Origin of the sequence: Streptomyces sp. NPDC005262, assembly GCF_042872425.1 — a bacterium.
Taxonomy (GTDB): domain Bacteria; phylum Actinomycetota; class Actinomycetes; order Streptomycetales; family Streptomycetaceae; genus Streptomyces.
This window is the reverse complement of the sequence record NZ_JBIAKK010000008.1, coordinates 286,612-313,557: the sequence shown is the minus strand read 5'-3', so window position 1 is coordinate 313,557 and position 26,946 is coordinate 286,612. Positions and strand designations below refer to the sequence as shown.

Annotated in this window: 20 protein-coding genes; 7 read left to right on the top strand and 13 right to left on the bottom strand. The window is 69.6% G+C overall.

Annotation, left to right across the window (positions count from 1 at the left end; translation table 11 throughout):
- Nucleotides 1–14 precede the first annotated feature (14 nt).
- Entirely contained in the window at nt 15–1,475 is a 1,461-nt protein-coding gene (locus tag ACFYP5_RS22095; RefSeq protein WP_389038575.1) for an MFS transporter, read from the bottom strand.
- A 276-nt stretch (nt 1,476–1,751) separates the two neighbouring features.
- Between ACFYP5_RS22095 and ACFYP5_RS22090 the strand changes: the two genes are divergently transcribed.
- Both ACFYP5_RS22090 and ACFYP5_RS22085 read left to right on the top strand, forming a co-directional pair.
- On the top strand, nt 1,752–2,327 hold the full coding sequence (locus tag ACFYP5_RS22090; RefSeq protein ID WP_389038572.1) for a TetR/AcrR family transcriptional regulator: 576 nt from the start codon (nt 1,752–1,754) through the stop codon (nt 2,325–2,327).
- Between the two features lie 516 nt (nt 2,328–2,843).
- The gene (locus ACFYP5_RS22085; protein WP_389038569.1) at nt 2,844–3,287 is read left to right on the top strand and encodes a PAS domain-containing protein; all 444 of its coding nucleotides are present in this window, start codon (nt 2,844–2,846) and stop codon (nt 3,285–3,287) included.
- A 145-nt stretch (nt 3,288–3,432) separates the two neighbouring features.
- Here ACFYP5_RS22085 and frc read toward each other — a convergent pair whose 3' ends face one another.
- Together frc and oxc are read right to left on the bottom strand one after the other, a co-directional pair.
- The gene (gene frc / locus ACFYP5_RS22080; RefSeq protein WP_389038567.1) at nt 3,433–4,689 is read right to left on the bottom strand and encodes a formyl-CoA transferase; all 1,257 of its coding nucleotides are present in this window, start codon (nt 4,687–4,689) and stop codon (nt 3,433–3,435) included.
- Between the two features lie 89 nt (nt 4,690–4,778).
- Nucleotides 4,779–6,530: an oxalyl-CoA decarboxylase gene (oxc, locus tag ACFYP5_RS22075; protein ID WP_389038565.1), complete on the bottom strand. Its 1,752-nt coding sequence runs from the start codon at nt 6,528–6,530 to the stop codon at nt 4,779–4,781.
- A 274-nt stretch (nt 6,531–6,804) separates the two neighbouring features.
- Between oxc and ACFYP5_RS22070 the strand changes: the two genes are divergently transcribed.
- Nucleotides 6,805–8,379 carry a FadD7 family fatty acid--CoA ligase gene (locus ACFYP5_RS22070; protein ID WP_389038562.1) on the top strand — a complete coding sequence of 525 codons (1,575 nt, stop codon included), beginning with the start codon at nt 6,805–6,807 and terminating at the stop codon, nt 8,377–8,379.
- A 37-nt stretch (nt 8,380–8,416) separates the two neighbouring features.
- On the opposite strand, the gene ACFYP5_RS22065 is transcribed toward ACFYP5_RS22070, so the two are convergent.
- Together ACFYP5_RS22065 and ACFYP5_RS22060 are read right to left on the bottom strand one after the other, a co-directional pair.
- On the bottom strand, nt 8,417–9,352 hold the full coding sequence (locus ACFYP5_RS22065; protein WP_389038560.1) for a LysR family transcriptional regulator: 936 nt from the start codon (nt 9,350–9,352) through the stop codon (nt 8,417–8,419).
- A 163-nt stretch (nt 9,353–9,515) separates the two neighbouring features.
- Nucleotides 9,516–10,490: a 2-dehydropantoate 2-reductase gene (locus tag ACFYP5_RS22060; RefSeq protein WP_389038558.1), complete on the bottom strand. Its 975-nt coding sequence runs from the start codon at nt 10,488–10,490 to the stop codon at nt 9,516–9,518.
- Nucleotides 10,491–10,740: 250 nt separating this feature from the next.
- On the opposite strand from ACFYP5_RS22060, the gene ACFYP5_RS22055 reads away from it, so the two are divergent.
- The 3 genes from ACFYP5_RS22055 (at nt 10,741) to ACFYP5_RS22045 (ending at nt 14,556) form a co-directional block, all read left to right on the top strand.
- Nucleotides 10,741–12,285, top strand: a complete 1,545-nt coding sequence (locus ACFYP5_RS22055) for a Re/Si-specific NAD(P)(+) transhydrogenase subunit alpha (RefSeq protein WP_389038556.1) — start codon at nt 10,741–10,743, stop codon at nt 12,283–12,285.
- A 6-nt stretch (nt 12,286–12,291) separates the two neighbouring features.
- Complete coding sequence (gene pntB, locus ACFYP5_RS22050) at nt 12,292–13,764, top strand: Re/Si-specific NAD(P)(+) transhydrogenase subunit beta (RefSeq protein ID WP_389038553.1); 1,473 nt, start codon at nt 12,292–12,294, stop codon at nt 13,762–13,764.
- Between the two features lie 93 nt (nt 13,765–13,857).
- Nucleotides 13,858–14,556, top strand: coding sequence for a GntR family transcriptional regulator (locus ACFYP5_RS22045; RefSeq protein WP_389038550.1), 699 nt, complete (start codon nt 13,858–13,860; stop codon nt 14,554–14,556).
- A 208-nt stretch (nt 14,557–14,764) separates the two neighbouring features.
- Here ACFYP5_RS22045 and ACFYP5_RS22040 read toward each other — a convergent pair whose 3' ends face one another.
- From ACFYP5_RS22040 to ACFYP5_RS22020, 5 genes are all read right to left on the bottom strand, one after another.
- Nucleotides 14,765–16,177, bottom strand: coding sequence for an OFA family MFS transporter (locus tag ACFYP5_RS22040; RefSeq protein ID WP_389038547.1), 1,413 nt, complete (start codon nt 16,175–16,177; stop codon nt 14,765–14,767).
- A 510-nt stretch (nt 16,178–16,687) separates the two neighbouring features.
- Nucleotides 16,688–16,900 (bottom strand): formate dehydrogenase subunit delta, encoded by a 213-nt coding sequence (locus ACFYP5_RS22035; RefSeq protein ID WP_389038544.1) that lies wholly within the window; start codon nt 16,898–16,900, stop codon nt 16,688–16,690.
- Nucleotides 16,901–16,905: 5 nt separating this feature from the next.
- Complete coding sequence (fdhF, locus tag ACFYP5_RS22030; RefSeq protein WP_389038542.1) at nt 16,906–19,728, bottom strand: formate dehydrogenase subunit alpha; 2,823 nt, start codon at nt 19,726–19,728, stop codon at nt 16,906–16,908.
- Complete coding sequence (locus tag ACFYP5_RS22025; RefSeq protein WP_389038540.1) at nt 19,725–21,314, bottom strand: formate dehydrogenase beta subunit; 1,590 nt, start codon at nt 21,312–21,314, stop codon at nt 19,725–19,727. The genes fdhF and ACFYP5_RS22025 overlap by 4 nt, the downstream gene beginning before the upstream one ends.
- A complete protein-coding gene (locus ACFYP5_RS22020) occupies nt 21,311–21,841 on the bottom strand; it encodes a formate dehydrogenase subunit gamma (RefSeq protein ID WP_389038538.1) in 531 nt (176 codons plus the stop codon). The genes ACFYP5_RS22025 and ACFYP5_RS22020 overlap by 4 nt, the downstream gene beginning before the upstream one ends.
- A gap of 425 nt (nt 21,842–22,266) precedes the next feature.
- Here ACFYP5_RS22020 and ACFYP5_RS22015 point away from each other — a divergent pair, with 425 nt between their 5' ends.
- Entirely contained in the window at nt 22,267–22,953 is a 687-nt protein-coding gene (locus ACFYP5_RS22015; RefSeq protein ID WP_389038536.1) for a GntR family transcriptional regulator, read from the top strand.
- On the opposite strand, the gene ACFYP5_RS22010 is transcribed toward ACFYP5_RS22015, so the two are convergent.
- The 3 genes from ACFYP5_RS22010 to ACFYP5_RS22000 form a co-directional block, all read right to left on the bottom strand.
- A complete protein-coding gene (locus ACFYP5_RS22010; protein ID WP_389038533.1) occupies nt 22,914–23,717 on the bottom strand; it encodes an acyl-CoA dehydrogenase family protein in 804 nt (267 codons plus the stop codon). The two genes, ACFYP5_RS22015 and ACFYP5_RS22010, sit on opposite strands and share 40 nt — an antisense overlap.
- A 203-nt stretch (nt 23,718–23,920) precedes the next feature.
- Nucleotides 23,921–24,472: a beta-class carbonic anhydrase gene (locus tag ACFYP5_RS22005; protein ID WP_389038530.1), complete on the bottom strand. Its 552-nt coding sequence runs from the start codon at nt 24,470–24,472 to the stop codon at nt 23,921–23,923.
- A 192-nt stretch (nt 24,473–24,664) separates the two neighbouring features.
- Entirely contained in the window at nt 24,665–26,053 is a 1,389-nt protein-coding gene (locus tag ACFYP5_RS22000) for an OFA family MFS transporter (protein WP_389038527.1), read from the bottom strand.
- Nucleotides 26,054–26,946 lie beyond the last annotated feature (893 nt).

The following is a 26,946-nucleotide window of genomic DNA, read 5'->3' as shown; positions in this document are numbered from 1 at the left end:
ACGGCGGCCGAGGCTTACTCGGCCACCGCTCCCGCCGTCTCCCGCGGCATGCGCGAGCCGTCCGGGGAGCCCGCGTCCCGGCGCCGCAGTGCCGGGCGGGCGGACGGGATCAGCAGGGCCATCAGAGCAGCGGCGATGCAGAGGGCCGTCAGGAGAGCGAAGCCGTGGGTGTAGCCCGACTCCTGGGGCAGACCCGTCGGCTGGAGATGGGCCGTGACCAGGAGGCCGGTGACCGCGGCGCCCAGCGAGCCGCCGATCGTGCGGATGTTGGCGTTCATGCCGGTCGCCGCACCGGTCTGGGTGGCCGGGACGCTGTGCACGATGAGCGTCGCCATCGACGCGAACGCCAGCCCGATGCCCAGGCCGAAGATGCCCGCGGCGAGAGCGACCTGCCAGGCCTGCGCATGCAGAACGGTGAGCAGCCCACCGGCCACCGCTGCGAACGCGGAGCCGGTGACGAGCTGGGCCTTGGCACTGAACACCGGTGCGAGGCGACCGCTGAGCACCCCGGAGACGAACATCGCGACCAGCATCGGCAGCATGAGCAGACCGGCCCCGGTGACGCCCGCCCCGAACCCGTACCCGGCGACGGCCGGAGTCTGTGTGAAGGCCGGCAAGAATGACCACAGGGCGAACATGCCCGCGCCGAAGAGCAGCGCGACCGTGTTGGTCGTCCACACGGCGGGCAGCCGCATGATCCGCAGATCGATCAACGGATGCGCGGCCCGGGCCTCGGCGAACAGCCACAGGGCGAACAGGACGACGGCGGCGGCGAGCAGGCCCAGGACCCGGGACGATCCCCATCCCCAGGAGCCTGCCTGACTCAACGGCAGCAGCAGTGCCACCAGCCATGCCGACAGCAGGCCGGCGCCGAGCCAGTGGACGCTGCCCTCGGCCCGCCGGGGCGATTCGGGTATGTGCCGGACGGCGAGCACGACCGTCACGGCGACGACGATGACCGGCAGCCAGAACAGCCAGTGGTAGTCGAGCGCTGCCACGGTGGGCCCCGCCAGGACCATGCCGAGGCCGCTGCCGGCCGCGATGACCGCGGAGAGGTTGCTGATGGCGGAGCCGACCCGTGGGGCGTCGAACTCGTCACGGATGATGCCGAAGGAGAGCGGGAACAGGGCGCCGCCCATGCCCTGGACGACACGCGCCGCGATCAGGACGCCTATGTTAGGTGCGAGCGCGGCGAGCAGGCAGCCCGCGAGTACGGTCAGCAGCGCGGCGACCAGCGTGCGCTTCTTGCCGAGCAGGTCGCCGACGCGGCCCAGGATCGGGGTGAAGACCGAGGCGGACAGCAGGTAAGCCGTCATCACCCAGGTCACCGTCGTCTGTGAGGTGTGCATCGCGTGCTGGACCGTGGGCAGGGCAGGCGCGATCAGGGACTGCAGGAGGGAGAACACCCCTGAGCCGGCCGCGAGGACGGCGAAGGTGGTGCGGTGCGAGGACCGCCGGCGAGTTGGTACGGACACAGTCAGCTTCTTCTTCCTCGGGCATGCGGGCAGGCCGTTTTCACGCAAGGCAGGGCGAGACGCCACTCGCTCCGACAGGGGAAACGGATGCTCGCGCCGATGGGGACGCGGGGGTGCCCGGAGGCACGATGAGGAGCGCGGCGTCACTGCCGCGTCGGGGAGGATGGAGGGTCCGGGGTAGGGCACGACGCGTGCTGCGGCCCACCCACTGCTAAAGTGGAGGTACGCCTCCACATTACCGGAGGCACGCCTCCGGTTCAAGTCAGGAGTCCCCTCGTGGCGCACACCCCCGTGAACGAGATCGTCGCGGCCCGGCGCCCTCGCCGCGCCGACGCGCGACGCAATTACGACGCACTGCTGCTCGCCGCCCGCGAGGCCTTCGCCGCGCACGGCGCCGACGCCTCACTCGAGGACATCGCACGGCGCGCAGGCGTCGGCATCGGGACGCTGTACCGCAACTTCCCCTCCCGCACCGAACTCTTCGAAGCCGTCTACGCGGACGAGGTCGACGCACTGTGCCGGGTCGCCGAAGAAGTCGCCGCAGAGCCCCCCTGGCAAGCACTCACCACATGGCTCCGCCGCTTCGTCGACTACATGGCCACCAAGCGCGCGATCCGCGAGGCGATGGACACACAATCGGCCGTGTTCACCGCCTGCCGCACCTCCATGTACGAAGCAGGCGCCCCCCTCCTCGCCCGCGCCCAGACAGCCGGCGATGCCCGCACCGACATGACCTTCGACGACCTGATCCGCATGGTCGCCGGAATCACCGGCGCGACCTACCCCGAACCGGACCAACGCGACCACATCCTCAAGATCGCGCTGGACGGCGTCCGCACCCACCGGAACTGACCGGACGGCACAGCGACCGAACTCCCGGCATCGGGTCATCGCGTTCCACCAGCGCGGACACGGCGCCGGCGAAGGCCACCCGCAAGATGCCTCCCGCGACACCTACGTCACCGGTGTCGTCGCGGCCCTGGACCAACCGGCCCCGCGGCGACCCGTCCTGGCCGACCAGTCGCCAGGCGGTCACCCGGCCACGCTCGCCGCCGCACCCCCCGAGGGGGTCCGCGCGCCGATACCCGTCGAGGCCGGCCCAGGCGGCCCCGCCCCGGACGGCCCCGCGGACACAGGCAGTTGACTCGACTCGCGGCCGACACCGTTCAACTCAGGCGAGGACGCCGTCCCAGTTCCTCGTCGGCGGACCCGTCGGCAAAGGCTGGGCAGCCGGACCGGGGGAACGCGGAGGCGGATGGCGGCCCCGCTTCGACCGAAAGTTGATGACCGATCATCTCTCGATGACAAGATTGTATTCAGTATACTTGCGACCGGTCGTACACCCGCATCGCGCCATCCGGAGGAGCCATGACAGTCCCGCACCCCGAACTGCTCGCGCACATGACCATCCACGCGCCCGACGGCATCGTCATCGTCGACAGCGAGGGGCTCATCCTGTTCTGGAACAGCGGCTCCGAGCGGATCTTCGGGTGGAAGGAGAGCGAGGTGCTCGGTCAGAGTCTTGACCTGATCATCCCCGAGCGGCACCGGCGCCCGCACTGGGACGGCTTCCACGCGGCGATGGCCAAGGGCACCACCCGCTACGGCGCGAGCGACCTGCTGACCGTGCCCGCGCTCAAGGCCGACGGGTCGAGCCTCTCGATCGAGTTCAGCGTGTGCCTCCTGCCGGATCCGCAGAGCGGCGCCGCGCATGTCGGCGCGGTCATCCGTGATGTCACCGCGCGCCGCGCCCAGGAGAAGGAGTTGCGCCGCCGCCTCGCCGACGCGAACGTTCGCGCCACGACCGGGTGAAACCCGGGGCATCGCGAGGAGGGCAGGGAACCCCGGGTTCCCTGCCCTCCTCGCTGTTCCATGTCCGCACACGCGGGTGTCCCGCACGCCGTTCGCGCGCGGGACACCTTCCTCAATTCCCCCCTGCCACCAGGCGGACCCGGCGTCAGGCGACGACGGACACCTCGCGCAGCTTACGGATGGTGTCAGCGTCGTAGCCCAGGTCCGCGAGGACCTCGTCGGTGTGCTCGCCAAGCAGCGGCGCCCCCTTGATGTCCGGCTTGAACCCGGAGAACTTCACCGGGCTGCCCACCGTCAGGTACGTGCCGCGCTCCTTCTGCTCCACCTCGACGATGGTGCCGCTCTTGCGCATGTCGGGGTCCTCGGCGAGCTCCTTCATCGACAGGACCGGGGCGCACGGCACCTCCCACTCGCGCAGGATGTCGACGGCCTCGTACTTCGTCTTGTCGGCGAGCCACTTCTCGATCTCGCCGAAGATCTCCATGATGTGCGGCTGGCGCGCCCGGGCGGTGCTGTACTCCGGGTCGTCCTTCCACTCCGCGTGGCCGATGGCCTCACAGGTACGAGCCCAGTTCTGCTCCTGGACCGTGAAGTAGATGTACGCGTTCGGGTCGGTCTCCCAGCCCTTGCACTTGAGGATCCAGCCGGGCTGGCCGCCGCCGCCCGCATTGCCGCCGCGCGGCACGGCCTCACCGAACTCGCCGTGCGGGTACTGCGGGTACTCCTCCAGGTAACCGACCCGCTCCAGACGTTGCTGGTCGCGCAGCTTGACGCGGGTGAGGTTGAGGACGGCGTCCTGCATGGAGACCGAGACCTTCTGGCCGAGACCTGTCTGGTCGCGCTGGATGATGGCCGTGAGCAGGCCGATCATGAGGTGCATGCCGGTGTTGGAGTCGCCCAGCGCGGAGCCGGAGATGGTGGGCGGGCCGTCCCAGAATCCGGTGATGGAGGCGGCGCCGCCGGCGGCCTGGGCGACGTTCTCGTAGACCTTGAGGTCGTTCCACTTCGATTCGTCGTTGAAGCCCTTGACCGAGCCGAAGATGAGGCGCGGGTTCAGCTCGTGGATGTAGTCCCAGCCGAGACCCATGCGGTCCATGGCGCCGGGCGCGAAGTTCTCGACGAGGATGTCCGACTCGCGGATCAGCTTCTCCATGACCTCCTTGCCCTCGGGTGTCTTGGTGTTGATCGCCAGCGAGCGCTTGTTGGAGTTGAGCATGGTGAAGTACAGGGCATCGAGATCGGGGATGTCCCTCAGCTGCTGACGGGTCACGTCGCCGCCGTTGATGCGCTCGACCTTGATGACGTCGGCGCCGAACCAGGCGAGCATCTGCGTACAGGCGGGGCCGGCCTGGACCCCGGTGAAGTCGATCACCTTGAGGCCTGCGAGCGGCTGGTCACTCATGTCTGAGTCCTTCTCGTGATGGGTTGCGCGGAAATCGGCGGTCGTGGTTGCCGATGGCGAGAGGTGACTTGCCAGGTGTGGTGGGCGGGTCACTTCTTCGACGGCACGATGTTGCCGACGGTGATGCCCTTGGGGTTGAGGTGCGAGATGTGACCGCTCTCCGTACCCGCACCGGGGTCGATGGCGCAGTCGATCAGGGCGGGACCGCCCGCGGCGAGCGACTCGGTGAGGGCCGCGGTGACCTCGGCCGGGGTGGTGGCGCGGTAGCCCTTGCCACCGAACGCCTCGATCATGAGGTCGTGCCGGGCGGACAGCATCAAGGTGGTCGGCGACGGGGCGTCGTCGAGGGGGTTGACGTCGTTTCCGCGGTACACACCGCCGTTGTTCATGATCACGGTGGTGACGGGGAGCTGGTACCGGCAGATCGTCTCCAGCTCCATGCCGCTGAACCCGAAGGCGCTGTCGCCCTCGACCGCGATCACTGGCTGGCCGGTCTCCACGGCGGCGGCGATCGCGTAGCCCATGCCGATCCCCATCACACCCCAGGTGCCGACGTCCAGGCGGTGGCGCGGGACGTGCATGTCGATGACGTTGCGCGCCATGTCGAGGGCGTTGGCACCCTCGTTGACGAGGTACGCGTGCTGATTGTCGTGCAGCACGTCGCGCACGGCGCGCAGCGCGCCCATGAACTGCATCGGGTGCGGGTCGGCCGCCAGACGCCCGGCCATCTTCTCGACGTTCTGCGCGGAGCGCGCCGCGAGCTCCTCGCGCCAGGCGGTGGGCGCGGAGATCTGACCCGGCTTGGTGCGCTCGGCCAGCACCTCGAGCACGGATTCGACGTCACCGACGAGCGGCGCCGCGATCGGCTGGTTGCTGTCCAGCTCCCTGGGCTCGATGTCGACCTGGATGAACTTCGCGTCGGGGTTCCACTGCGGCGCCTCCCCGTGCCCCAGCAGCCAGTTGAGGCGGGCTCCGACGAGCATCACGACATCGGCCTTGCGCAGCGCCAGGGAACGGGCGGTCGCCACCGACTGCGGGTGGTCGTCGGGCAGCAGGCCCTTGGCCATCGACATCGGTACGTACGGGATGCCGGTCGACTCGACGAACTCCCGTATCCTGTCGTCGGCCTGGGCATAGGCGGCGCCCTTGCCGAGCACCACCAACGGCCGCTCGGCGCCGGCGAGGAGTTCGATGGCACGGTCCACCGCCGCGGGCCCGGGCAGCTGGCGCGGGGCCGGGTCGACCAGCCGGCTGAGGGTCTTGGCGCCCTCCGCCTTGTCCATGATGGAGCCGAGCACGGCGGCCGGGATGTCGAGGTAGACGCCCCCCGGCCGGCCGGAGACGGCGGTGCGCAGCGCACGGGCGATCCCCCGGCCGATGTCCTCGACCCGGCTGATGCGGTACGCGGCCTTGCAGAACGGCTGCGCGGCGGCGAGCTGGTCCATCTCCTCGTAGTCGCCCTGCTTGAGGTCGACGAGGTGGCGCTCGCTGGACCCCGAGATCTGCACCATCGGGAAGCAGTTGGTGGTGGCGTTGGCCAGTCCGACTAGGCCGTTGAGGAACCCCGGCGCGGACACCGTGAGAGCGATGCCCGGCTTCTTCGTGAGGTAGCCGGCCGCGGCCGCGGCGTGGGCCGCGTTGCTCTCGTGGCGGAAGCCGATGTAGCGGATGCCCTCGGCCTGGGCGAGCCGGGCCAGATCCGTGATCGGGATGCCGACCACGCCGTAGATGGTCTCGACGTCGTTCAGCTTCAGAGCGTCGACGACCAGGTGATACCCGTCGGTGAGCTCGGCCGGTGCGTCGGCGTTCGCCGCTGTCTCCTGTGGTGAGGGGGCGGTCATGGTCCGAGGTCCTCCTTGGGCAAGTGATGCTGTGCGGCTTGTGCATCCACCTTCTGCACCAGACCCTCCCCCCGTCCAAGACCTGACGGCGACCAGCCGATAACCAGCGTTTATCAACGGCGGGAACGGGCCTTGGCACCTGCGGTGATAGTCGGCCGCTATCGGCCGTTCACGGTTGTGCATTGGACGCTCACGGACCGTGGCCCGCAGGCTCGCAGTCGACCGTTTCAACTGCGTCGGCTGTTCGCCTCAACTGGCGCGAGGAGGTGCGGTGATGACCACAGTGGCCACGGCATCCATGCATGAACCGGACCGCTACCACCCGCCCGCGCTCACCGGTCTCGTCGATCTGCTGTCCCGGCCCGTGCGGGCGCGTCCGCACTCGCGGGCCCTCGTCGTCGGAGCGGAGCGCATCGAGCTGTCGTACGCCGGCCTCGCCTCGCTCGCCGACGACCTGGCCCGCCGGCTGACGGCCGCCGGGGTGCGGCCTGGGGACCCGGTGGGACTGGTGGCCGCGAACACCGTCGAATTCGTCGTGTCTCTATTGGGTGCAGCCCGGGCCGGCGCGGTCGTCGCCCCGCTGGATCCCGACCTGCCTCCCGGTCAGCTGGTCGCGCGGCTCGGAGTGTTCGGGGGGCGCGTGGTGCTGTGCGGGCCCGAGGCAGCCGCGGGTGTGCCGGCCGCCTGGCCCGTGCGGGTACGGGTCACGCCCGGCGCTCCCTGTGCGGTCACGCTCGACACGACGCGCGCGCCGCTCGGGCTGTACGGGACACCGAGGCCGGGACTCGCCCTGGACGACGCCCTGATCCTGTCGACGGCGGGCACCATGGACCAGGGCCGCCTGGTGCCGCTGACCCACGGGAACGTGGCCGCGGCGGTGCGTGTGCTGTGCGCGACGTACGAACTGGGGCCGCAGGACGCGACGGTGGCCGTCATGCCGCTCTTCCACACGCACGGGCTGGTCGCGGCGCTGCTCGCCACGCTCGCCGGCGGCGGCTGCGTGCTGCTCCCGGCCGGGGGTCGCTTCTCGGCCGACACGTTCTGGGACGACATGCGCGCGGTGGGTGCCACCTGGTTCACCGCGGTGCCCGCCATCCACGAGATCCTCCTCGACCGTTCGGCCGGCGAACACCCCGCGCCACTCGCACCGCCCCTGCGCTTCGCCCGCAGTTCCAGCGCTCCGCTCAACACCGCGACCCAGCGGGCCCTGGAGCGCACCCTCGGAGTGCCACTGCTGTCGGCCTACGGCATGACGGAGGCCACGCATCAGGCGAGCAGTGAACCCCTGGCGCCGCCCGGTACATCCAAGCACGGCTCGGTGGGCAGGCCGACCGGGACGCGGATCCAGGTCGTCGACCCGTCGGGGCAGGTGTGCCCGCCCGGTGTGCAGGGCGAGGTCTGGGTGGGCGGCCCCAGCGTGGCCAGGGGCTATCTCGCCGATCCGGCGGCGACGGTGCAAGGTTTCGACGGGGGCTGGCTGCGCACCGGGGACCTGGGGCATCTGGACGCCGACGGCGACCTGTTCCTCACCGGCCGGATCAGGAACCTGATCACCCGGGCGGGCTACCAGGTCTCTCCCGAGTACGTCGAGGACGTACTGTGCGGTTGTCCCGCCGTCGCCGAGGCAGCCGTGTTCGGGGTCCCCGACGAGCAGCACGGGCATCGGGTGGGCGCGGCGGTGGTGCTGCGCGAGGAGGAGGACGCGGAGCCCGCGGAGATCGTCAGGTACTGCCTGGGCCGGCTGGCCCCTTTCGAGGTGCCTGAGCGGATCCAGGTCGTCCCGGCCCTGCCGCACACGGCCAAGGGGGCGCTGGACCGGCAGGCGGTCCAGCTGCGTTTCGCCCGGTGATGCTCCGGCCGGACGGGCCGGCCGGAGCCGCCTCGGCTCAGCGGACCAGCGGTTCCGGCACGGGCAGCGGCCGGTCGAAGAACTCGTCCAGGCTCAGTGAGGCCGCCGCCGTGATGAACGCGCGGGCCGCGAGCGAGCCCGGCGTCGCGTCGTGGATCGCGACCGAGATGAGCGCCCGCGCGTCCGGCTCGACAAGCCGCAGCACGCGCATCCGGCCGGTGACCGGCAGGGCCCGCAGCCAGGTGTGCGGCACGATGCTGGTGCAGGCGCCCGCACCCACGTTCGCGTACAGGGTGGCCACGGAGTCGGTCTCCACCTGTGGAATGACGGTGACTCCGCTGCGGGTGAACGCGGCGTCGATGACCTGACGGATCCGCATGTCGGGGGTGAGCAGCGCGAGGGGCAGCTGGGACGCCTCGGCCCAGGTCAGGGTATCGGACTGGGGCAGCAGCTGATCGGCCGCGGCGAGCAGCATGTACCGCTCCTCGTAAAGCGGCGTCACCTGCAGTCCGTCCCGGTCCTCGGGGCCGAAGTGGGCGATGGCCGCGTCCAGTTCGAAGGCGCGGAGCTGCCGGATGAGTTCCGTGGTGGACAGGCGGGACCGCACCTGGACCTTGGCCAGCGGGTGCGCGGCGCAGAACGCCGTCACCGGCAGCGCGAGCGTCGTCGAGGCCGTGGGCTCCGCGCCCAGCCGCAGCGTCCCGGTGATGCCCGACTGGACCGCGGCCACCTCGGCCTTGAACGCCTCCTGCTCGGCGAGGATCCTCTTGGCCCAGACGACCAGACGCTCTCCTTCGGGCGTCAGTCCCTGATAGTTGTGGCCTCGATTGATCAGTGTGACGTTGAGTTCGCGCTCCAGTTTGGCGATCGATACGGACAGTGCGGGCTGCGAGACGAAGCAGGCGTCCGCGGCCCTCGCGAAGTGCCTCTCGCGGGCCACCGCCACGAAGTACTCCAGCTGACGGAAGAGCATGCTCGCCTCCTGCTTCGTCCCCCGCACCCCATACGTCCCCGCCCCGATCCGGTCGAACACGCCTGCGGTGGCTGCGGTGCCCGAGCTTACCCGGCGGCATGGGCGGCGCCAGGCCCGCACGGAAGGCCCGGCTCCCCCGGCATCGCGGGAGCCGGGCCGACTCTCATCCCGTGCCGGTGCGGCGCGCCAGCAGGTCCGTGGCCGCGTGCACCGCTCGGAGCCTGGGTGCCTCGGCACCCGTGATATCGGCCATCTCCACCACCGCGGTCACGATGGCGTCGAGTTCCAACTGCTTGCCCGCCTCAAGGTCCTGAAGCATCGACGTCTTGTGGTCGCCGACCCCCTCCGCACCCCGCAACCGTTTCTCGATGGAGATGTCCGGTGTGCTGCCGACCCGGGCGGCGATGTCCAGCGTCTCCTCCATGAGCTGGGCCACCAGGCGTCGTGTCGGCGGATGCCGGCAGATCTCGACCATCGTGGCCCGGGTGAGCGCGCTGATCGGGTTGAACGCGACGTTGCCCATCAGCTTGATCCAGATGTCGTCCCGCAGGTTCGGCTCCACGGGGCACTTCAGTCCACCAGCGATCATCGCCTCGCTCAGCTCGGTGCACCGCGCCGAGATCCCACCACCGGGTTCACCGATGGAGAAGCGGGTGCCTTCGAGGTGCCGTATCACGCCGGGGGCATCGATGACGGTGGCGGGGTAGACCACGCAGCCCACGGCCCGCTCCGGCGCGAGGACCTTGCTGGTCGCGCCGCCCGGGTCCACCGCCTCGATCCGACGACCCTCGTAGGGGCCGGGGAGCCGGTGGAAGTACCACCACGGGATGCCGTTCTGCCCGGCGACGACAGCGGTGTGCGCGCCGAGGAGCGGTTCGATCAGCGGGCCGCTGGACGGGTAGGAGTGTGCCTTCAGCCCGAGGAACACGAAGTCCACGGGTCCGATCTCGGCGGGGTCGTCGGTGGCGTGCGGGTGGGCGACGAAGTCCCCACGGGGGCTGATGACCCTGACCCCGCGCTCGCGGATGGCCTCCAGGTGCGGACCACGGGCGATCAGGTGGACATCGGCACCACCCCGGTGCAGGGCCGCTCCTACGAAGGCTCCGATCGCGCCGGCTCCGAGGACAGCAATCTTCACGGCAACTCCTCTCGAGAGGAAGGGCGAGTGTGTGATTGGATACTGTATGCAGTCCGCGGGTCCGATGTATACCCATCGAACCCGACCTGATACGGCCGCGATGTCCCCGACCGACCGCACGGATTCACCCTGGCGTCGAACGAAGTGCGCACAATATGCTGCGCGCCTCCTGTCCGATGCCCCGCTTCCTCCGCTCCTGACGCTCCCCGTGCGCCGACGGACCCGCAAGGCCCCTGAGAAAAGGAGAGCAATGTCTGCGTCACCACCACAACGCATAGGCGTGGTCGCCGAGTCGACCTCCGGGGAGACCAGAGTGGCGGCAACCCCGGACACCGTCCGCCGCCTCATCGGACTCGGTTACGAAATCGTCGTCGAGACCGGCGCCGGAACCGCATCGGGCTTCTCCGACGCGTCGTACGTCGAGGCGGGCGCGCGCCTCGACGACGCCTGGCACGCCGATGTCGTCTTCAAGGTCAACCCGCCGTCCCACGACGAGGTGCGTCGACTGCGAGACGGAGCCACGATCATCGGCCTGCTCGCCCCCGCGCAACACGCCGAACTCCTCACCCAACTCGCGAGCAAGCGGCTGACCGCGTTGTCCATGGACGCCGTGCCCCGCATCTCGCGGGCCCAGTCCCTGGACGTGCTCAGTTCGATGGCCAACATCGCCGGATACCGGGCGGTCATCGAGGCGGCCCACGCCTTCGGACGGTTCTTCACCGGACAGGTCACCGCGGCAGGCAAAGTTCCTCCCGCGAAGGTGCTGGTGGCCGGCGCGGGAGTGGCCGGCCTGGCGGCCATCGGAGCCGCGGGGAGCCTCGGCGCGGTGGTCCGGGCCACCGACCCGCGCGGCGAGGTCGCCGACCAAGTGCGTTCCCTCGGTGGCGAGTTCCTGCCCGTCGACGTCGAACAGGAGTCGGCGGGCGACGGATACGCGCGAGCCACCTCCGAGGCGTACGACCTGCGCGCCGCCGAGATCTACTCCGAGCAGGCCCGAGATGTCGACATCATCATCACGACGGCCCTGATCCCGGGGCGCCCGGCGCCGCGGCTGATCACGGCCGATCAAGTGGCCTCGATGAAACCGGGCAGCGTCATCGTCGACATGGCGGCGGCGCAGGGCGGGAACGTCGAAGGGACGGTGAGCGATCGGGCCATCGTCACCGAGAACGGCGTCACCATCATCGGCTACACCGACCTCGCGGGCCGACTGCCCGCCCAGGCCTCACAGCTGTACGGCACGAACCTGGTGAACCTGCTGAAGCTGCTCACCCCGGGCCGGGACGGGCAGCTGACCCTCGACCTCGAGGACGTCGTACAGCGGACGGTGACCGTGGTGCGCGACGGCGAGACGCTGTGGCCGCCGCCCCCCGTCCCGGTCTCGGCAGCGCCCGCGAAGGCCCCGGCCTCGCCGGCCTCGCCGGTCGATCCGGCGCCGCCACGGCGCCTGTCACCCGCGGGCCGCTACGGACTGATCGGGCTCGGGATGCTCGCCCTGTTCGCGCTCATCGCTGTCTCGCCCGCCCAACTCGCTTCCAACTTCACGGTGTTCGCGCTTGCTGTGGTCATCGGCTACTACGTGATCGGCAAGGTCCACCACGCGCTCCACACCCCGCTGATGTCGGTGACCAATGCGATCTCGGGGATCGTGGTGGTCGGGGCGCTGCTCCAGATCGGCCACCCGCCCCTGGCCATCAGTGTGTTGGCCTTCCTGGCCATCTTGCTCACCACCGTGAACATCTTCGGTGGGTTCGCCGTCACCCGTCGCATGCTCGGCATGTTCTCGAAAGGCTGAGGTTCGATGAATGCATCCACGGCGGCCCAGGCCGCCGACATAGTCGCCGCACTGCTGTTCGTCTTCAGCCTGGCGGGGCTCTCCCGGCACCACACCGCACGGGCGGGGGTGGCCTACGGAGTCGCGGGAATGGCGCTTGCGCTCGTCGCCACCGTCGTCGTCGCCGGGCGCTCCGTCTCCGGCGAGTCGATCGCGCTGATCGCCGTCGCGGGCACGATCGGTGGCGCGATCGGCCTGTGGCAGGCCCGCCGGGTCGAGATGACCCAGATGCCCGAGCTGATCGCCGTACTGCACAGCCTCGTCGGGCTCGCCGCCGTACTGATCGGCTGGAACAGCTACTTGGAGGTCGAGGCACAGCGCCCGGGCTCCACCGAGCTGGCCGGGTCGCTGCTGCGGATCCATCATGCCGAGGTGTTCATCGGCATCTTCATCGGCGCGGTCACCTTCACAGGTTCCGTGATCGCGTTCCTGAAACTGTCGGCGCGCATCAAGTCCCGGCCGCTGACACTGCCCGGCAAGAACCTGCTCAACGTGGGCGCCCTGCTCGCGTTCGTGACCCTGACCGTCTGGTTCACCATCAGCCCGAACCTCGCTCTGATGATCGCCGTCACCGTGCTCGCGCTCGTCCTGGGCTGGCATCTGGTCGCGTCCATCGGCGGCGGCGACATGCCCGTCGTGGTCTCGATGCTCAACAGCTACTCGGGCTGGGCCGCCGCAGCGGCCGGCTTCCTGCTGGACAACAACCTGCTCATCGTGACCGGGGCGCTGGTCGGCTCCTCCGGCGCCTACCTGTCGTACATCATGTGCCGGGCGATGAACCGGTCCTTCCTCTCCGTCATCGCGGGTGGCTTCGGCGTCGAGGCCGCACCCAGCGGCGAGCAGGAGCAGGGCGAGCACCGGGAGATCAGCGCCGAGGAAACCGCAAGCGCACTGGCCGGCGCCACGCAGGTGATCATCACCCCGGGGTACGGCATGGCGGTCGCCCAGGCACAGCACCCGGTGGCGGAGTTGACACGCCGTCTGCGGGAGCGCGGCGTGACCGTCCGCTTCGGCGTACATCCCGTGGCGGGCCGGCTGCCGGGGCACATGAACGTACTCCTTGCCGAGGCCCGCGTACCGTACGACGTCGTCCTGGAGATGGACGAGATCAACGACGACTTCGCCGCCACCTCGGTGGTTCTGGTCATCGGCGCCAACGACACCGTCAACCCTTCGGCGATGGACGATCCGGCCAGCCCCATCGCGGGGATGCCGGTGCTGCGGGTGTGGGAGGCGGAGCACGTGGTCGTGTTCAAGCGCTCCATGGCCTCCGGATACGCAGGGGTGCAGAATCCGCTGTTCTTCCGGGAGAACAGCAGCATGCTCTTCGGCGACGCCAAGCAGAGTGTGGAAGCGATCCTGCGCGAACTGGCAGCCGGCGACCCGAGTCCGGCAGCCGGCTCAGGACGTCTGCCGGCGGAGCAGCCCGCACCTGCCTGACATAGACAGATTGCATACAGACGCCTATATGCTGTACACGATTCCTCTCGCTCCATCGCCAGCACCTCCCCGCAGCCCACCACCAGGGAGCCCATGCGCGAGCCAAGCACTTTCCCAGCCACCGTGACGACACCCGTCAACAGACCCGTGCCCCTGCGCCAGGCCGTCTACGACGTCCTGATCGAACTGATCGTGGGGGGCGTACTCCAGCCGGGCCGCCATCTGATCGAGGCCGAACTCGCCGAGTACCTCGGCGTGAGCCGCCAACCGGTGCGCGAGGCGCTCCTGCGCCTCCAGGCCGACGGATGGGTGGATCTGCGCCCCGCGCAGGGCGCATTCGTGCACAGCCCCACCGTGGAGGAGGCCACCCAGCTCCTCAGCGTCCGCGCCGTCCTGGAGACCCACTCGGCACGCGGCGCCGCACAGTACGCGACCGGTCCGGACATCGCGCGGCTGTGGGAACTGCAGGCCGCCGGAATAGCTGCGCTCTCCGCGGACGACGCCCACGGCATCGTCGAGGCGAACGCAGCGCTGCACGGCTTCATCACCGAGCTCGCGCGCAACCCCATCCTCGCCGACCTGATCCGGCAGGTCGACCGCCGGGTGCGCTGGTACTACATGCCCATCGCCCGGCCACGCGGCAAGGACGCGTGGAACGAGCACGCCGACATCATCGCCCGCATCGCGGCCGGTGACGCCGACCGGGCAGAAGAACTGATGCACCATCACACCCGGACGACCACCGACTTCTACTGCCGGCAGCTGACCGCGGCACCCCGAGGCCGGGTGTGACCGCGGCGGCTCCAGCCGGCCCCACCTGAAATGGAGCACCTGGCACACCAATGGGCCGGGGCCGGACGGAGCAGGGAGCGCACCCCACCGTCCGGCCCCACCCGTGCCACGGGCACCACGCCGGACGACTGCCGCCGCCGCCCAACGCTTTTTCCGCACCCGCGCACGGTCTGCGGGCCCGGGCGCGCAGTTGCGCCCGGGCGTTCACTCAGTTCGCGGCGCCGGTCAGCCCGCGGCTGTCGGCCACGGCCTGCACGGCAGGCCGCTCCTGGTCCGCGGGTCGGCCGGGCTGGCGCAGCAGCAAGGTGATCAGAGCCGACAGAAAGGCGATGCCGCCTGCCAGGTAGTAGCCGCCCGAGTAGCCCCAGGCGCTGATCACCGAAGCGGCCAAGCCACCGCCGCCCACACCGCCGACCAGCTTGGCGCTGTAGACGAGGCCGTAGTTGGTGGCGTTGTTGTTCTCCCCGAAGTAGTCCGGGACCAGTGCCGCGAACAGCGGGTAGAAGGCTCCGCCGCCGAAGCCGTTGACAAAGGCGAAAATCAGGAACAGCGGCTCGTTATGGGCCTGTCCCGACCACAGCACGCCGAACTGCGCGACGCCCGCGATCACGAGGACCAGCGTCAGCGTCTGCCGGCGGCCGAGTGTGTCCGACAGCCAGCCCACGGCGGCCCGGCCCACCCCGTTGACCACGGCGAGCACACCCGCCGACGAGGCGGCGATCAGCGGCCCGAAGCCAAGGCTCTTGGCGAAGGGGACCTGGAAGTTGATGCCGAAGAGCGAGACGCCGCCGATGCAGACCAGGGCGAACCACATCAGCGGCAGCTGCCCGGTCCTGATGGCCTGCATCGGGGTGAACTGCCCCTTGGCCGGCGGGTTCTTGCGCAGCCTGCGGGCCACACGCTCGGCGTCCTCACCGTCGCCGCGGTTGAGCGGGTCCACGTCGTGCGGCCACCAGCTCTTGGGCGGGTCACGGAAGAAGAAGCCGCAGGCGCCGACGAGGAGGACCATGCCCAGGGCGATCAGGTCGAGGACCAACCGGTAGTTGTCGGCGTGGAACCAGTAGCTGAATACGAAGATCAACGGCAGTGTGCCGTAGGCGAATCCGCCGTTGACGAAGCCGGTCCGCGCACCCTTGTTGTCCGGATACCACTTACCGACCATGTTGATACAGGTCGCGTAGACGAGTCCGGAGCCGGCGCCACCGAGCACCGAGTAACCCAGTATCACCACGATCGGGTTCGAGACGTGGGAGATGGAGAGGAAGCCGAGCCCGGACAGTACCGCTCCGAGAAGCATGCCTGTCTTGGCGGAGAGCTTCCCGGTCTCCCGGAGCCTGCCCGCGGGGAAGGCGATGCCCGCCTGGAAGACCGCCCAGATACTGGCGATCCAGAAGGCCTCGGTGAGGGTCCAGCCATGGGCGTGCTCGAGGGTCGCCTCCGCCGAGCTGTAGCCGTACTCGTAGACGCTGACGCCCATCATCGCGATCCACGGGAGCCAGACCATCCACGCCCGAGGCCTGCCCAGGATGGAGCGGTCGGTCTCCCCGACGCGATAGACGCGTCCGTTGGCATCGGCGACCTCTCGGTACGAGGATGAAGTCGCCTGCGGTGTTTCTGACATGTGTGCCTTCCCTTGCCTGAAAAAGAGCTTGGCGTGCGCCCCCTGGGGCCTTGCTCTTCATGCGTTGGGTGAAAGCGACTCCCCTCCACGGTGCGCGCCCGGACTCTCGCCGGGCGCGGGTAGGGGGTACGCCGTCGGCGCGTCACGGGTCCGGGGCGGCATCCCGGAGCCCGCCGGCGTGCAGGCGGTGACCTGGTGTTTCGGCCTCGGCGCGACGGGTTCGGGACCGCGGCGAGGTATGACAGACAACTGACCTGCCGGTCAAGACGCAGGGAGCCCGACCGGTGATTGCATACGGTATGGAGAACTGAAATCGCGTGTCCAGTGGGGCGGCAGGAAGCTTGACCAGTGCATTACTCAACTACCTTTGGGAGCCGTGCAGTTACACCCCACAGTCGAGTGAACCGGGTTCCGGGCATGCCGAAGGGCCCCGCGGGGGCTTCCCTCGGGGCTGCACGAGACATGGCCCGCCGCGTCACACCGCAGCGGGCCGCGCCCTGAACTCCACCGTCAGCTCAGCAGCTTCACCGCCTCGACGACCAGCGGGTGCACGCCGGGCGCGTCGGAGTCCACCAGCGCGCGCAGCCTCGTGCGCATCCGCGGGTCCCAGAACCTGCCGATGTGTCCGGCCAGTTCGGTGGTGGCCTGCGCCGTGGGCAGATGGGCGAGGTTCAGAGCGATGTCATTGGCCATACGGCACTCGGCCGGCTCAGTTGAGGCCATGAGTGTCAGTCTCCCGCCGTCAGGGCGCCCACGGGGGTCTCGGTGGCCGCGGCGGCCCCCTCGCGCCCCGGTGACGCCAGGGCTACCTGGACCGCCGTCACCTTGTACTCCGGGCAGTTGGTCGCCCAGTCGGAGTTCTCCGTGGTCACCACGTTGGCGCCGGTGACCGGGTGGTGGAAGGTCGTGTAGACGACGCCGGTCGGCATCCGGTCGGAGACCAGGGCGCGCAGCGTGGTGCGGCCGACCCGGCTGGCCAGGGTGACCGGGTCACCGTCGGTGATCCCGCGATCCTCCGCGTCGTGCGGGTGCAGTTCCAGTACGTCCTCGGGGTGCCAGGCGACGTTGCCCGTGCGGCGCGTCTGCGCCCCGACGTTGTACTGGCTGAGGATGCGCCCCGTGGTGAGCACCAGCGGGAAGCGACGGGTGGAGCGCTCATTGGTCGGCACGTACGAGGTGACGACGAACTTGCCCTTCCCACGGACGAATTCGTCGATGTGCATGACGGGTGTGCCATCGGGCGCCTCGGCGTTGCACGGCCACTGGACGCTGCCCAGCTTGTCGAGGAGCCCGAAGGAGACGCCCTCGAAGGTCGGGGTGACCGCAGCGATCTCGTCCATGATCTGGCTCGGGTGGTCGTACGCCATCGGATACCCCATGGCGGTGGCGATCTCGGTGACGATCTGCCACTCGTGCTTGCCCGCCTTCGGCGCCATCACCGCGCGCACCCGGTTGATCCGGCGCTCCGCGTTGGTGAAGGTTCCATCCTTCTCCAAGAACGACGCCCCGGGCAGGAACACATGCGCGAACTTGGCGGTCTCGTTGAGGAACAGGTCCTGGACGACGACGAGTTCCATCGCCTCGAGGGCCGCGGTGACATGTTTCAGGTTCGGGTCGGACTGCGCGATGTCCTCTCCGTGCACGAACAGGCCGCGGAAGGAGCCGTCGATGGCCGCGTCGAACATGTTGGGGATGCGAAGCCCCGGCTCGGACAGCAGGGCCGTGCCCCACAGGTCCTCGAACACGGTGCGCACCGCGTCGTCGGCGACATGCCGGTAGCCGGGCAGCTCGTGCGGGAAGGAGCCCATGTCGCAGGAGCCCTGGACGTTGTTCTGGCCGCGCAGCGGATTGACGCCCACGCCGTCGCGGCCGATGTTCCCGCACGCCATCGCAAGGTTGGCCATTCCCATGACCATGGTCGAGCCCTGGCTGTGCTCGGTGACGCCCAGACCGTAGTAGATCGCCCCGTTGGGTGCGCCGGCGTACAGCCGGGCGGCCGCGCGCAGTTCGTCTGCAGGGACCCCGGTGACCGGTTCGACGGCCTCGGGGCTGTTCTCGGGGCGGGCCACGAACGCGGCCCACTCCTCGTAGCCCTCGCACCGCTCGGCCACGAAGTTCTGGTCGACGAGCGCCTCGGTGACCACCACGTGCGCCATGGCGTTGACCACGGCCACGTTGGTGCTCGGTCGCAGTTGCAGATGGTGGTCGGCCTCGATGTGCGGCGAGCGTACGAGGTCGATGCGGCGCGGGTCGATCACGATGAGGCGGGCGCCCTCGCGCAGCCGGCGCTTCATCCGGGAGGCGAACACCGGGTGTCCGTCGGTGGGGTTGGCGCCGATCACCATGATGACGTCGGCCTCGGCGACCGAGCGGAAGTCCTGGGTGCCCGCGGATTCACCGAAGGTCTGCTTGAGCCCGTATCCGGTGGGCGAGTGGCAGACGCGCGCACAGGTGTCGACGTTGTTGTTGCCGAACGCGGCCCGGACCATCTTCTGGACGACGTACACCTCCTCGTTCGTGCACCGCGAGGAGGTGATCGCGCCGACCGCGCCCGTCCCGTACGTGTCCTGCAGAGCCCGCATCCGGCGTGCGACGGTGGCGATGGCCTCGTCCCACTCGACCTCACGCCACGGGTCCGTGATCTTCTCGCGCACCATGGGCTTGAGGACGCGGTCGGGGTGCGTGGCGTAGCCGAAGGCGAAGCGGCCCTTGACGCACGCGTGACCTTCGTTGGCGCCGCCGTCCTTGTACGGCACCATGCGGACGAGTTCGTCGCCGCGCAGTTCGGCCTTGAAGGAGCAGCCGACGCCGCAGTACGCGCAGGTGGTGAGGACCGAGCGGGTGGGCATGCCGAGGTCGACGACCGACTTCTCCTGGAGCGTGGACGTCGGGCACGCCTGCACGCAGGCTCCGCAGGAGACGCACTCGGAGTCCATGAAGGACTCCCCCGCGCCCGCCGCCACCTTGGAGTCGAAGCCGCGTCCCTCGATGGTCAGGGCGAATGTGCCCTGGATCTCGCCGCACGCGCGGACGCAACGGGAACAGGCGATGCACTTGGACGCGTCGAAGTCGAAGTAGGGGTTGCTGGTGTCCTTCTCGGCGTCGAGGTGATTCTCCCCCTCGTAGCCGTAGCGCACCTGACGCAGTCCGACGACGCCCGCCATGTCCTGCAGTTCGCAGTCGCCGTTGGCGGGGCAGGTCAGACAGTCCAGCGGGTGGTCGGAGATGTAGAGCTCCATGACGCCCTGGCGCAGCTTCTCCACCTTGGGTGTCTGGGTGCGCACCTGCATACCGTCGGCGCACGGGGTGGTGCAGGAGGCCGGTGTGCCGCGCCGGCCGTCGATCTCGACCACGCACAGCCGGCAGGAGCCGAAGGCCTCCAGGGAGTCGGTGGCACAGAGTTTGGGGATGTCGACGCCGGCGAGCGAGGCGGCACGCATCACCGAGGTGCCCTCCGGCACGCTCACCGGTATGCCGTCCACCTCGAGTGCCACCGTGGCTTCGCCCGGTCGCTCCGGGGTGCCGTGATCAGGTTCCTTGAGCAGTGTCATGCCGTGCCCTCCGTCCTCGTGTCGGCGGCGACTTCGCCGAGGAAGTCGTCCGCGAAGTGAGTGAGCGCGCTGCGCACGGGCAGCGGGGTCAGTCCGCCCATCGCGCACAGCGAGCCCTCGGTCATCAGCTCGCACAGGTCGTCGAGGAGTGCCAGGTTCTCGTCCCTCTGCTCCCCCGCCACGATCTTGTCGATCACCTCGACGCCGCGCACTGAACCGACCCGGCACGGGGTGCACTTGCCGCAGGACTCGGCCGCGCAGAACTCCATGGCGAAGCGCGCCTGGGCGGCCATGTCGACGGTGTCGTCGAAGACCACGATGCCGCCGTGACCGACCATCGCCCCGGCCGCGGCGAACGCCTCGTAGTCCATCGGCAGGTCGAACGAAGAGGGCGGAAGGTAGGCACCGAGCGGCCCGCCGACCTGCGCGGTGCGCACCGGCCGGCCCGACCGCGTGCCGCCGCCGTACTCCTCGATGAGTTCGCGCAGCGTGATACCGAAGGCGGTCTCGACGATGCCGCCGCGGGCGATGTTGCCGCCGAGCTGGAACACCTGGGTGCCGCGGGAGCGCTCCACCCCCAGCTCCTGGTACGCCTTGGCGCCCTGGGCGAGAACGACAGGGACGGTGCCAAGCGTCAGGACGTTGTTGACGACGGTCGGCTTGCCGAACAGGCCCTCGATCGCGGGGATCGGCGGCTTGGCGCGGACCATGCCGCGCTTGCCCTCCAGGCTCTCCAGCATGGAGGTCTCCTCGCCGCAGATGTACGCGCCGGCTCCGACTCGCACATGCAGATCGAACTCGAGCGGCGTGCCGAGGACCGAGGTGCCGAGCCAGCCACGCTCGCGGGCGATGTCGATGGCGGCGCGCATCGTGGCGACCGCGTCCGGGTATTCGGAGCGGATGTAGAGGTAGCCCTCGCGGGCGCCGACGGCGTGCGCGGCGATCGTCATGCCCTCGATGAGCAGGAACGGGTCGCCCTCCATGAGCATGCGGTCGGCGAAGGTCCCGCTGTCGCCCTCGTCGGCGTTGCAGCAGATGAACTTCAGCTCGCCCGGGCAGTCGAGCACGGTCTTCCATTTGATGCCTGCGGGGAAGCCTGCCCCGCCACGCCCACGCAGGCCCGAGTCGGTCACCTCTGCGACCACGTCGGCCGGCTGGAGCTTCAGCGCGGTGCGCAGCCCTGTGAGCCCGCCGTGGCGCAGATAGTCGTCGGCGTCGAGCGGATCGATGACGCCGACGCGCGCGAAGGTGACCCGGTTCTGACGGGCCAGCCACGGCAGTTCGTCCACCGGGCCGAGCCGCAAGGGATGCTCGTCGCCGTCGAGGAGGCCGGCGGCGAGCAGCGCGGGAACGTCGTCGGGGGTCACCGGACCGTAGCCGATACGCCCGTGCTCGGTGTCGACCTCGACGAGCGGCTCGAGCCAGAGCATGCCGCGCGATCCGGTACGTACGAGATCGACGGCCAAGTCCACCCCGCCGGCGGCCTGTTGGATTGTGGCGGCCACCTCGTCGGCGCCGACGGACCGGGCGGCCGAGTCGCGGGGGACGTAGATCCGCACATGGGGCTGTGCGGGTTGCTGGGTCATGACCGGGGTGCCTCACTTCCGTCGGGCGTGGCGCCGACGCCGTAGCGCCGCGTCTTGTCGGTTCCTTGGAGCAGCGCGCCGAGCCGCTCCGTGTCCACCCGGCCGTGGAGGCGTCCGTCCACCTCGACGGCGGGGCCCAGGGCACAGTTGCCGAGGCAGAAGACCTGCTCGACGGTGACCGAACCGTCCTCGGCGGTCCCGCCCAGGGTGAGCCCCATCTGCCGTATGTACTCCACGAGATACCCCGCCCCCTGGGCCTGGCAGGCCTCGGCACGGCACACGCGGACGGTACGGTGGCCCGCCGGCTCGGCGCGGAAGTCGTGGTAGAAGCTCACCACTCCGTGCACGTCGGCCCGCGAGAGGTTGAGTTCGTCGGCGAGCACCGGTACGGCCTCCTTGGGCACATGCCCCAGTTCGGCCTGCACGGCGTGGAGGATCGGCAGCAGAGCGCCACGCTGCTCGCGATGGGCGGCGGCGATCTTCCTCACCACCTGATCCACCGTCGGATCACTGGTCCGGATCTTCATGGTCGTGCGGCCTTTCGTCAGGGCCGTGGAAGGGGTACGGGCACGGGCACCTGGGGGTCCGGTCCGAGCACCACGGTTCGCGTTCACAGGGGCACCTCGACCTCCCCTCGCGCGCACGGCGCAAGGGGCGAAACAGTCCTAGCGAAGCACGCAACCCTGATGCATACAAGCTTTTTGCATACAGAATCCTGCATGGAGCCGTCTGCCGATCTGCCCCGACGGCCGGTCAAATCCGCTGCTGGCGGGCTGCGTTGATCCGGTGGGCCCCCGCCCTCCACCCCGGTGGGACATCACACAAGGTCGTCGCGGGACATCACACTGCATACGAAAACCTGTATCCTGAACGGGCCGCCGCGCGGTCCGCCCGGGGGTAACGGTCGGCACAGCCACCGACTCGGTGAGCTCGGGGGCGGAACAGGAGAACCATGCGCCAAGGCCTGACTGCTGGCTCCGCCCGACGCGTCGCCCGCCCGACGCCGCTGCGCCAGGCGGTGTCCGATGCCCTGGCAGAGCTGATCATCAGCGGCACCCTGAAATCGGGCCAGCATCTGGTCGAATCAGATCTCGCCGAGCAGCTGGGGGTCAGCAGGCAGCCCGTGCGCGAGGCACTGCAGCGTCTGCACACGGACGGCTGGGTCGACCTCAGGCCCGCCCAGGGCGCGTTCGTGCACACGCCCACACTGGAGGAGGCGACCCAACTCCTCGATGTCCGCACGGTTTTGGAGACCTACTCCGCGCAACTGGCGGCGCAGCACGCCAAGCCCGAGCACATCGAGCGCCTGTGGCAGCTCCAGCAGGAGGGCGTGGACGCACTGGCGGAGAACACGACCGACCGCCTGGTCGCCGCGAACACGGCCCTGCACACCTACATCACATCCGTGGGCGGCAACGACGTGCTCGCGGAGCTGATCGCACAGGTGGGACGCAAGGTCCGCTGGTACTACACCCCGATCGCCAACTCCCGCTCCAAGGGCTCCTGGAACGAGCACGCCCGCCTCATCCAGGCCATCGCGAAGGGCGACCCGGAGCGGGCCGGCGAGATCATGCGCAAGCACACCGAGCGGACCCGCACCTACCGCAAAGCCATCGCGGCGGAGGCCGCGAACGCCTGACCGTCTCCGGTGCGCGAGGTCCCCGAAACGGATCGCGCCAGCGCGCCGAGCGAGGGGTGCAGCGCATCGGACCCGACGACGCCGCACAGCTCGAGCAGCCACGGCAGCACGGCGCCGACAAGAATCTCGGAGCCCTCGCCGTCCGCCCCCAGCATCGCCTCGGCCGGGACGCGCACCGGGTCGGCGACCACCGTGGACGTGGCGCTGGCAAGCGGCGCCCCGGTGGCACGCGCCGGAACGAACAGGCCGGTCGCGTGGGCCGGCACACCCCAGAGCGTCAGTCCACCGTCCGAGGCGACAGGTGGCGACGACCAGACATAACTGTCCGCCTCACCTGCGGCGACCACATCTCGCTTGCGCGCCCGCAGCGCCACCACGCCACCGGTACGCCGCGCGGTCGAGCCCACCGCTCCCCCGACGCCGTCCTCCACCACCGCGAGGGTGCACAGGTGACGGCCGGCCGCGACCTCGCCCCGCAGCCACCCGCCGCCGTACGCCTCGACCACTGCGGCCGCCGCGTAGTGGGACTGGAGCACCGCGGCCGTGGCCGGGCACACGGGCAAGACCCTGGCGACCACTTCGGCGGCCAGCGCCAAGTCGGTCCCGCCACCGGCCGGTTCGGCCGAGCAGGTCAGCCCGAGGAGCCCGGCCCGGCCGAGGGCCGTGACCGCCGTGCGCGGGAACTTGCCTTCCTGATACGCCAGTTCGCCGGCCGGACCGATGACGTGGTCCAGGACGTCATGCAGTGCGCTGGGATACGACACGGGGCGCCCCCTCAGGTGCGATGTCCGATCCGCCCCGGGCGGGCGGTCCCGATGACCTCGGTCGGCCGCGGATCGCGGATCTGCGAGGCACTGACTTGCATTGCATACAGTATGCCATTGGTGCTCGCAGCGCTATGTGTCGGACGGACTGGTCCACCCAACTGCCCTACGAGTGGCGCAAGGTCGCGAGGATGCGGGGACGCTCAGTCGAGGTCCGAGATCTCCCTCAGCAGCCCCGACGCCACATCGAAGACAAAGCCCCTCACATCGTCGGTGTGCGGCAGGAACGGCGACGTGCGCACCCGCCGCATCGACTGCCGTACGTCCTGGTCGACGTCCCGGAACGACTCCACCGCCCAGGCCGGCCGCTGCCCGACCTCCCGCTCCAACTCGTACCGGAACTCCTCGGTCAGCGTCTGCAGGCCGCACCCCGTGTGGTGGATGAGGACGACGCTTCGGGTGTTCAGGGCACGCTGGCTGATTGCGAGGGAACGGATGGTGTCGTCGGTGACCACTCCGCCGGCATTGCGGATGGTGTGGCAGTCCCCCAGCTCGAGGCCGAGCGCGGCGTGCAGGTCGATTCGGGCGTCCATGCAGGCCACGACCGCCACTCCGAGAACGGGACGGGCATCCATTCCGGGGTCGCGAAATGCGTCGGCGTAGGCACGGTTGGCCCGCACCAGGGAGTCGGTGACCGATTCCTGGCCAGGGGAGACGGTGGACGGACGTGCACCGGAAGATGTCGATGTCGACATGCTGGTCGCCTCTCAGAGTCGATGCCCGGGCAGAACGGGGCCGGGCAGAACGCTGTCGCCCCGGCGAACCGGGGCGACAGCGGGGAGATCAGAAGTGGTCGTCAGGAGCGTGGGCGGCTCGGTGCGCGGACCCCGCGCGGGAACACCCCGGCCCTGCCCCGCGCGCGGCGGGGCCGAACCTTCACCCCCTGCTCAGAGCGCCTCCCTCGGGACCGCTCCTGTGGCCGTGCGGACGCCCTCCTGCTTCGGCCGGCCTGGCGCTCGCAGGAACACCGCCAGTACGGCGGAGGCGAGTCCGATGCTGCCGGCCAGGGCGAAGGCGCCGCCGTAGCCCCAGGCACCGACCACGACCGCGCCGACGCCGGAGCCGACCAGGCCGGAGATCAGCTTCGAGCTGTAGACCATTCCGTAGTTCGAGGCGTTGTTGTTCTCTCCGAAGTAGTCCGCGGTCATCGCCGCGAACAGCGGGAAGATGGCGCCGCCTCCGAAGCCGGAGACCATCGAGCAGAACAGGAAGAACGGCATCGAGCCGATGTCGCCGGAGAAGAACACCCCGAACTGTGCGGATCCCAGGACCAGACAGACGATGATCAGCGTGTTGCGGCGTCCGTACCGGTCGGAGATCCAGCCGATGACTCCCCGGCCGGTCCCGTTCACGATCGCCTTGAGTGACATGGCGGTGGCCACGATGCCGCCGGCGAATCCCATTTCCTTGCCGAACGGCACCTGCATGGCGATACCGAAGATGTTGATGCCCGCCGTGCACAGCAGGCAGAACCACATCATCCACAGCACCGGGGTCCGGGCCGCCTCACGCGGGGTGTACTGCTTGACCGCCGGAGGGTTCTTGGCCAGCGACCGCACGATCCGCGGGTCGTCCGAGACCTTCAGCGGGTCGACGTGATGGGGCCACCAGTTCTTCGGCGGGTCCTTGAAGAACCAGCCGGCGACCGCGACGACCGCACAGCAGATGACCCCGACCGAGACCAGCACACCCTGGTAGTTGGACAGATCCATGTACGAGGTGAAGAGGAACACGAACGGCACCGAGCCGTAGGCGAAACCGCCGTTGACCATGCCCGTCTTGCCGCCCTTGCGCTCCGGGTACCACTTGCCGACCATGTTCACGCAGGTCGCGTAGACGAGTCCGGCGCCGATACCGCTGAACATGCCGAAGCCGAAGTAGGCGACGATGACATGGGGTGCGTACGCCAGCGAGAGATAGCCGAGCAGGGTGCCCAGCGCCCCGAGGAGCATCGCGCTCTTGGCCGGCAGCCGCCCGCTCTCACGGAGCTGACCGGCCGGGAAGGCGACGGCCGCCTGGAAGAAGATCCAGACCCCCATCAGCCAGAAGATGTGGCCACTGGCCCACAAATGCGCGTCGTGCAAGGTCTCCTCGGCGGAAGTGAACGCGTACTCCGACGAGCTGATGCCCATCATGCCGATCCATGGGAAGAGCACCATGGTCCAGCGCGGTCTCCGCATGATGTCCCGGTCGGTCTCACCGAGCCGGTAGGTACGGCCGTTGCCGTCCGTCACCTCCCTGTACGGGATGTGTGACAGCGTGTCAGTTGTCGTCATGCCATTTCCCTACGTCGCAGAACCCTGGTCAGCGCCCCCTGTCCGGTTCCCACGTGCCGTCAGGACCAGTCCGCACCGCTGTCCGCCCCACAGCCGGCTGGGTTCCCTGCACCCTGACCCGGCCCGGAGCGCGCGTGCGCTCACGAGTCCTGACTTCGTGTCACCACATGTGCAACCCCCTCCACGACGACGGGAACAGTGATCCACTCCACACGCGGAGACTTTGCATACGATATGGAGTAGACCGTATTCTGTAGAGGGGTGGCCGCTCTGTCTAGGGGCCGCACTCCGTCTTTCTCGCCCGGATGTCACGCGAAGGTCCGCGAACGCTGCATCGGACCGCGGCGGGCTCCCATCGGACCACGATCTCCCTTGAGCGACGGGGGTGTTGCTCAGGTCAGCAACGCAAAGAGAGGCTGCGGCACTCCTATGGCGCGGCCGCTCTGCACGTTGCTGTGGACGCACACAGCGGGCACCCCCGCTCCTGAGCCCGTCGATGCCGCAACTCCATGCCACTCACGGGAGTTGACGACCTCGCGGATGGTGGGCAGCGCATGCTCGCGCGATGTCGCGACGACTCGTCGACGGCGCCCACGGTGACGCTCATGGCTTTACGTTGCCGTTCCACCGCGCCGTCATGCGGTGGGACGACGTCGGGTGGGCGGGCCGGACGGTGCCAGGGGGCGCCTGAGAACACACCGTCCGGCCTCGCACCCGCGCCGCGGCGGCGGACGGGGTCCGCCGCCGCGGGCACGATGAGGGCCGGCGCCTCAGCCGGAGGTCATACGGGCGGTACGGGCGGCGCAGTGCGGATACCCATACGTCCGCGAGACGACGCGATGCACAGAGTGCGACCGATGCCGACCGGCGTGGCCATGACGGTGGCCGTGGCG

Excerpts from the sequence above, each read along its gene's own strand:
- ACFYP5_RS22085 (WP_389038569.1), top strand. The coding sequence starts at position 2,844 with ATGACAGTCCCGCACCCCGAACTGCTCGCGCACATGACCATCCACGCG.
- frc (WP_389038567.1), bottom strand. The coding sequence starts at position 4,689 with ATGAGTGACCAGCCGCTCGCAGGCCTCAAGGTGATCGACTTCACCGGG.
- oxc (WP_389038565.1), bottom strand. The coding sequence starts at position 6,530 with ATGACCGCCCCCTCACCACAGGAGACAGCGGCGAACGCCGACGCACCG.
- ACFYP5_RS22070 (WP_389038562.1), top strand. The coding sequence starts at position 6,805 with ATGACCACAGTGGCCACGGCATCCATGCATGAACCGGACCGCTACCAC.
- ACFYP5_RS22065 (WP_389038560.1), bottom strand. The coding sequence starts at position 9,352 with ATGCTCTTCCGTCAGCTGGAGTACTTCGTGGCGGTGGCCCGCGAGAGG.
- ACFYP5_RS22055 (WP_389038556.1), top strand. The coding sequence starts at position 10,741 with ATGTCTGCGTCACCACCACAACGCATAGGCGTGGTCGCCGAGTCGACC.
- pntB (WP_389038553.1), top strand. The coding sequence starts at position 12,292 with ATGAATGCATCCACGGCGGCCCAGGCCGCCGACATAGTCGCCGCACTG.
- ACFYP5_RS22045 (WP_389038550.1), top strand. The coding sequence starts at position 13,858 with ATGCGCGAGCCAAGCACTTTCCCAGCCACCGTGACGACACCCGTCAAC.
- ACFYP5_RS22040 (WP_389038547.1), bottom strand. The coding sequence starts at position 16,177 with ATGTCAGAAACACCGCAGGCGACTTCATCCTCGTACCGAGAGGTCGCC.
- ACFYP5_RS22035 (WP_389038544.1), bottom strand. The coding sequence starts at position 16,900 with ATGGCCTCAACTGAGCCGGCCGAGTGCCGTATGGCCAATGACATCGCT.
- fdhF (WP_389038542.1), bottom strand. The coding sequence starts at position 19,728 with ATGACACTGCTCAAGGAACCTGATCACGGCACCCCGGAGCGACCGGGC.
- ACFYP5_RS22025 (WP_389038540.1), bottom strand. The coding sequence starts at position 21,314 with ATGACCCAGCAACCCGCACAGCCCCATGTGCGGATCTACGTCCCCCGC.
- ACFYP5_RS22020 (WP_389038538.1), bottom strand. The coding sequence starts at position 21,841 with ATGAAGATCCGGACCAGTGATCCGACGGTGGATCAGGTGGTGAGGAAG.
- ACFYP5_RS22015 (WP_389038536.1), top strand. The coding sequence starts at position 22,267 with ATGCGCCAAGGCCTGACTGCTGGCTCCGCCCGACGCGTCGCCCGCCCG.
- ACFYP5_RS22005 (WP_389038530.1), bottom strand. The coding sequence starts at position 24,472 with ATGTCGACATCGACATCTTCCGGTGCACGTCCGTCCACCGTCTCCCCT.
- ACFYP5_RS22000 (WP_389038527.1), bottom strand. The coding sequence starts at position 26,053 with ATGACGACAACTGACACGCTGTCACACATCCCGTACAGGGAGGTGACG.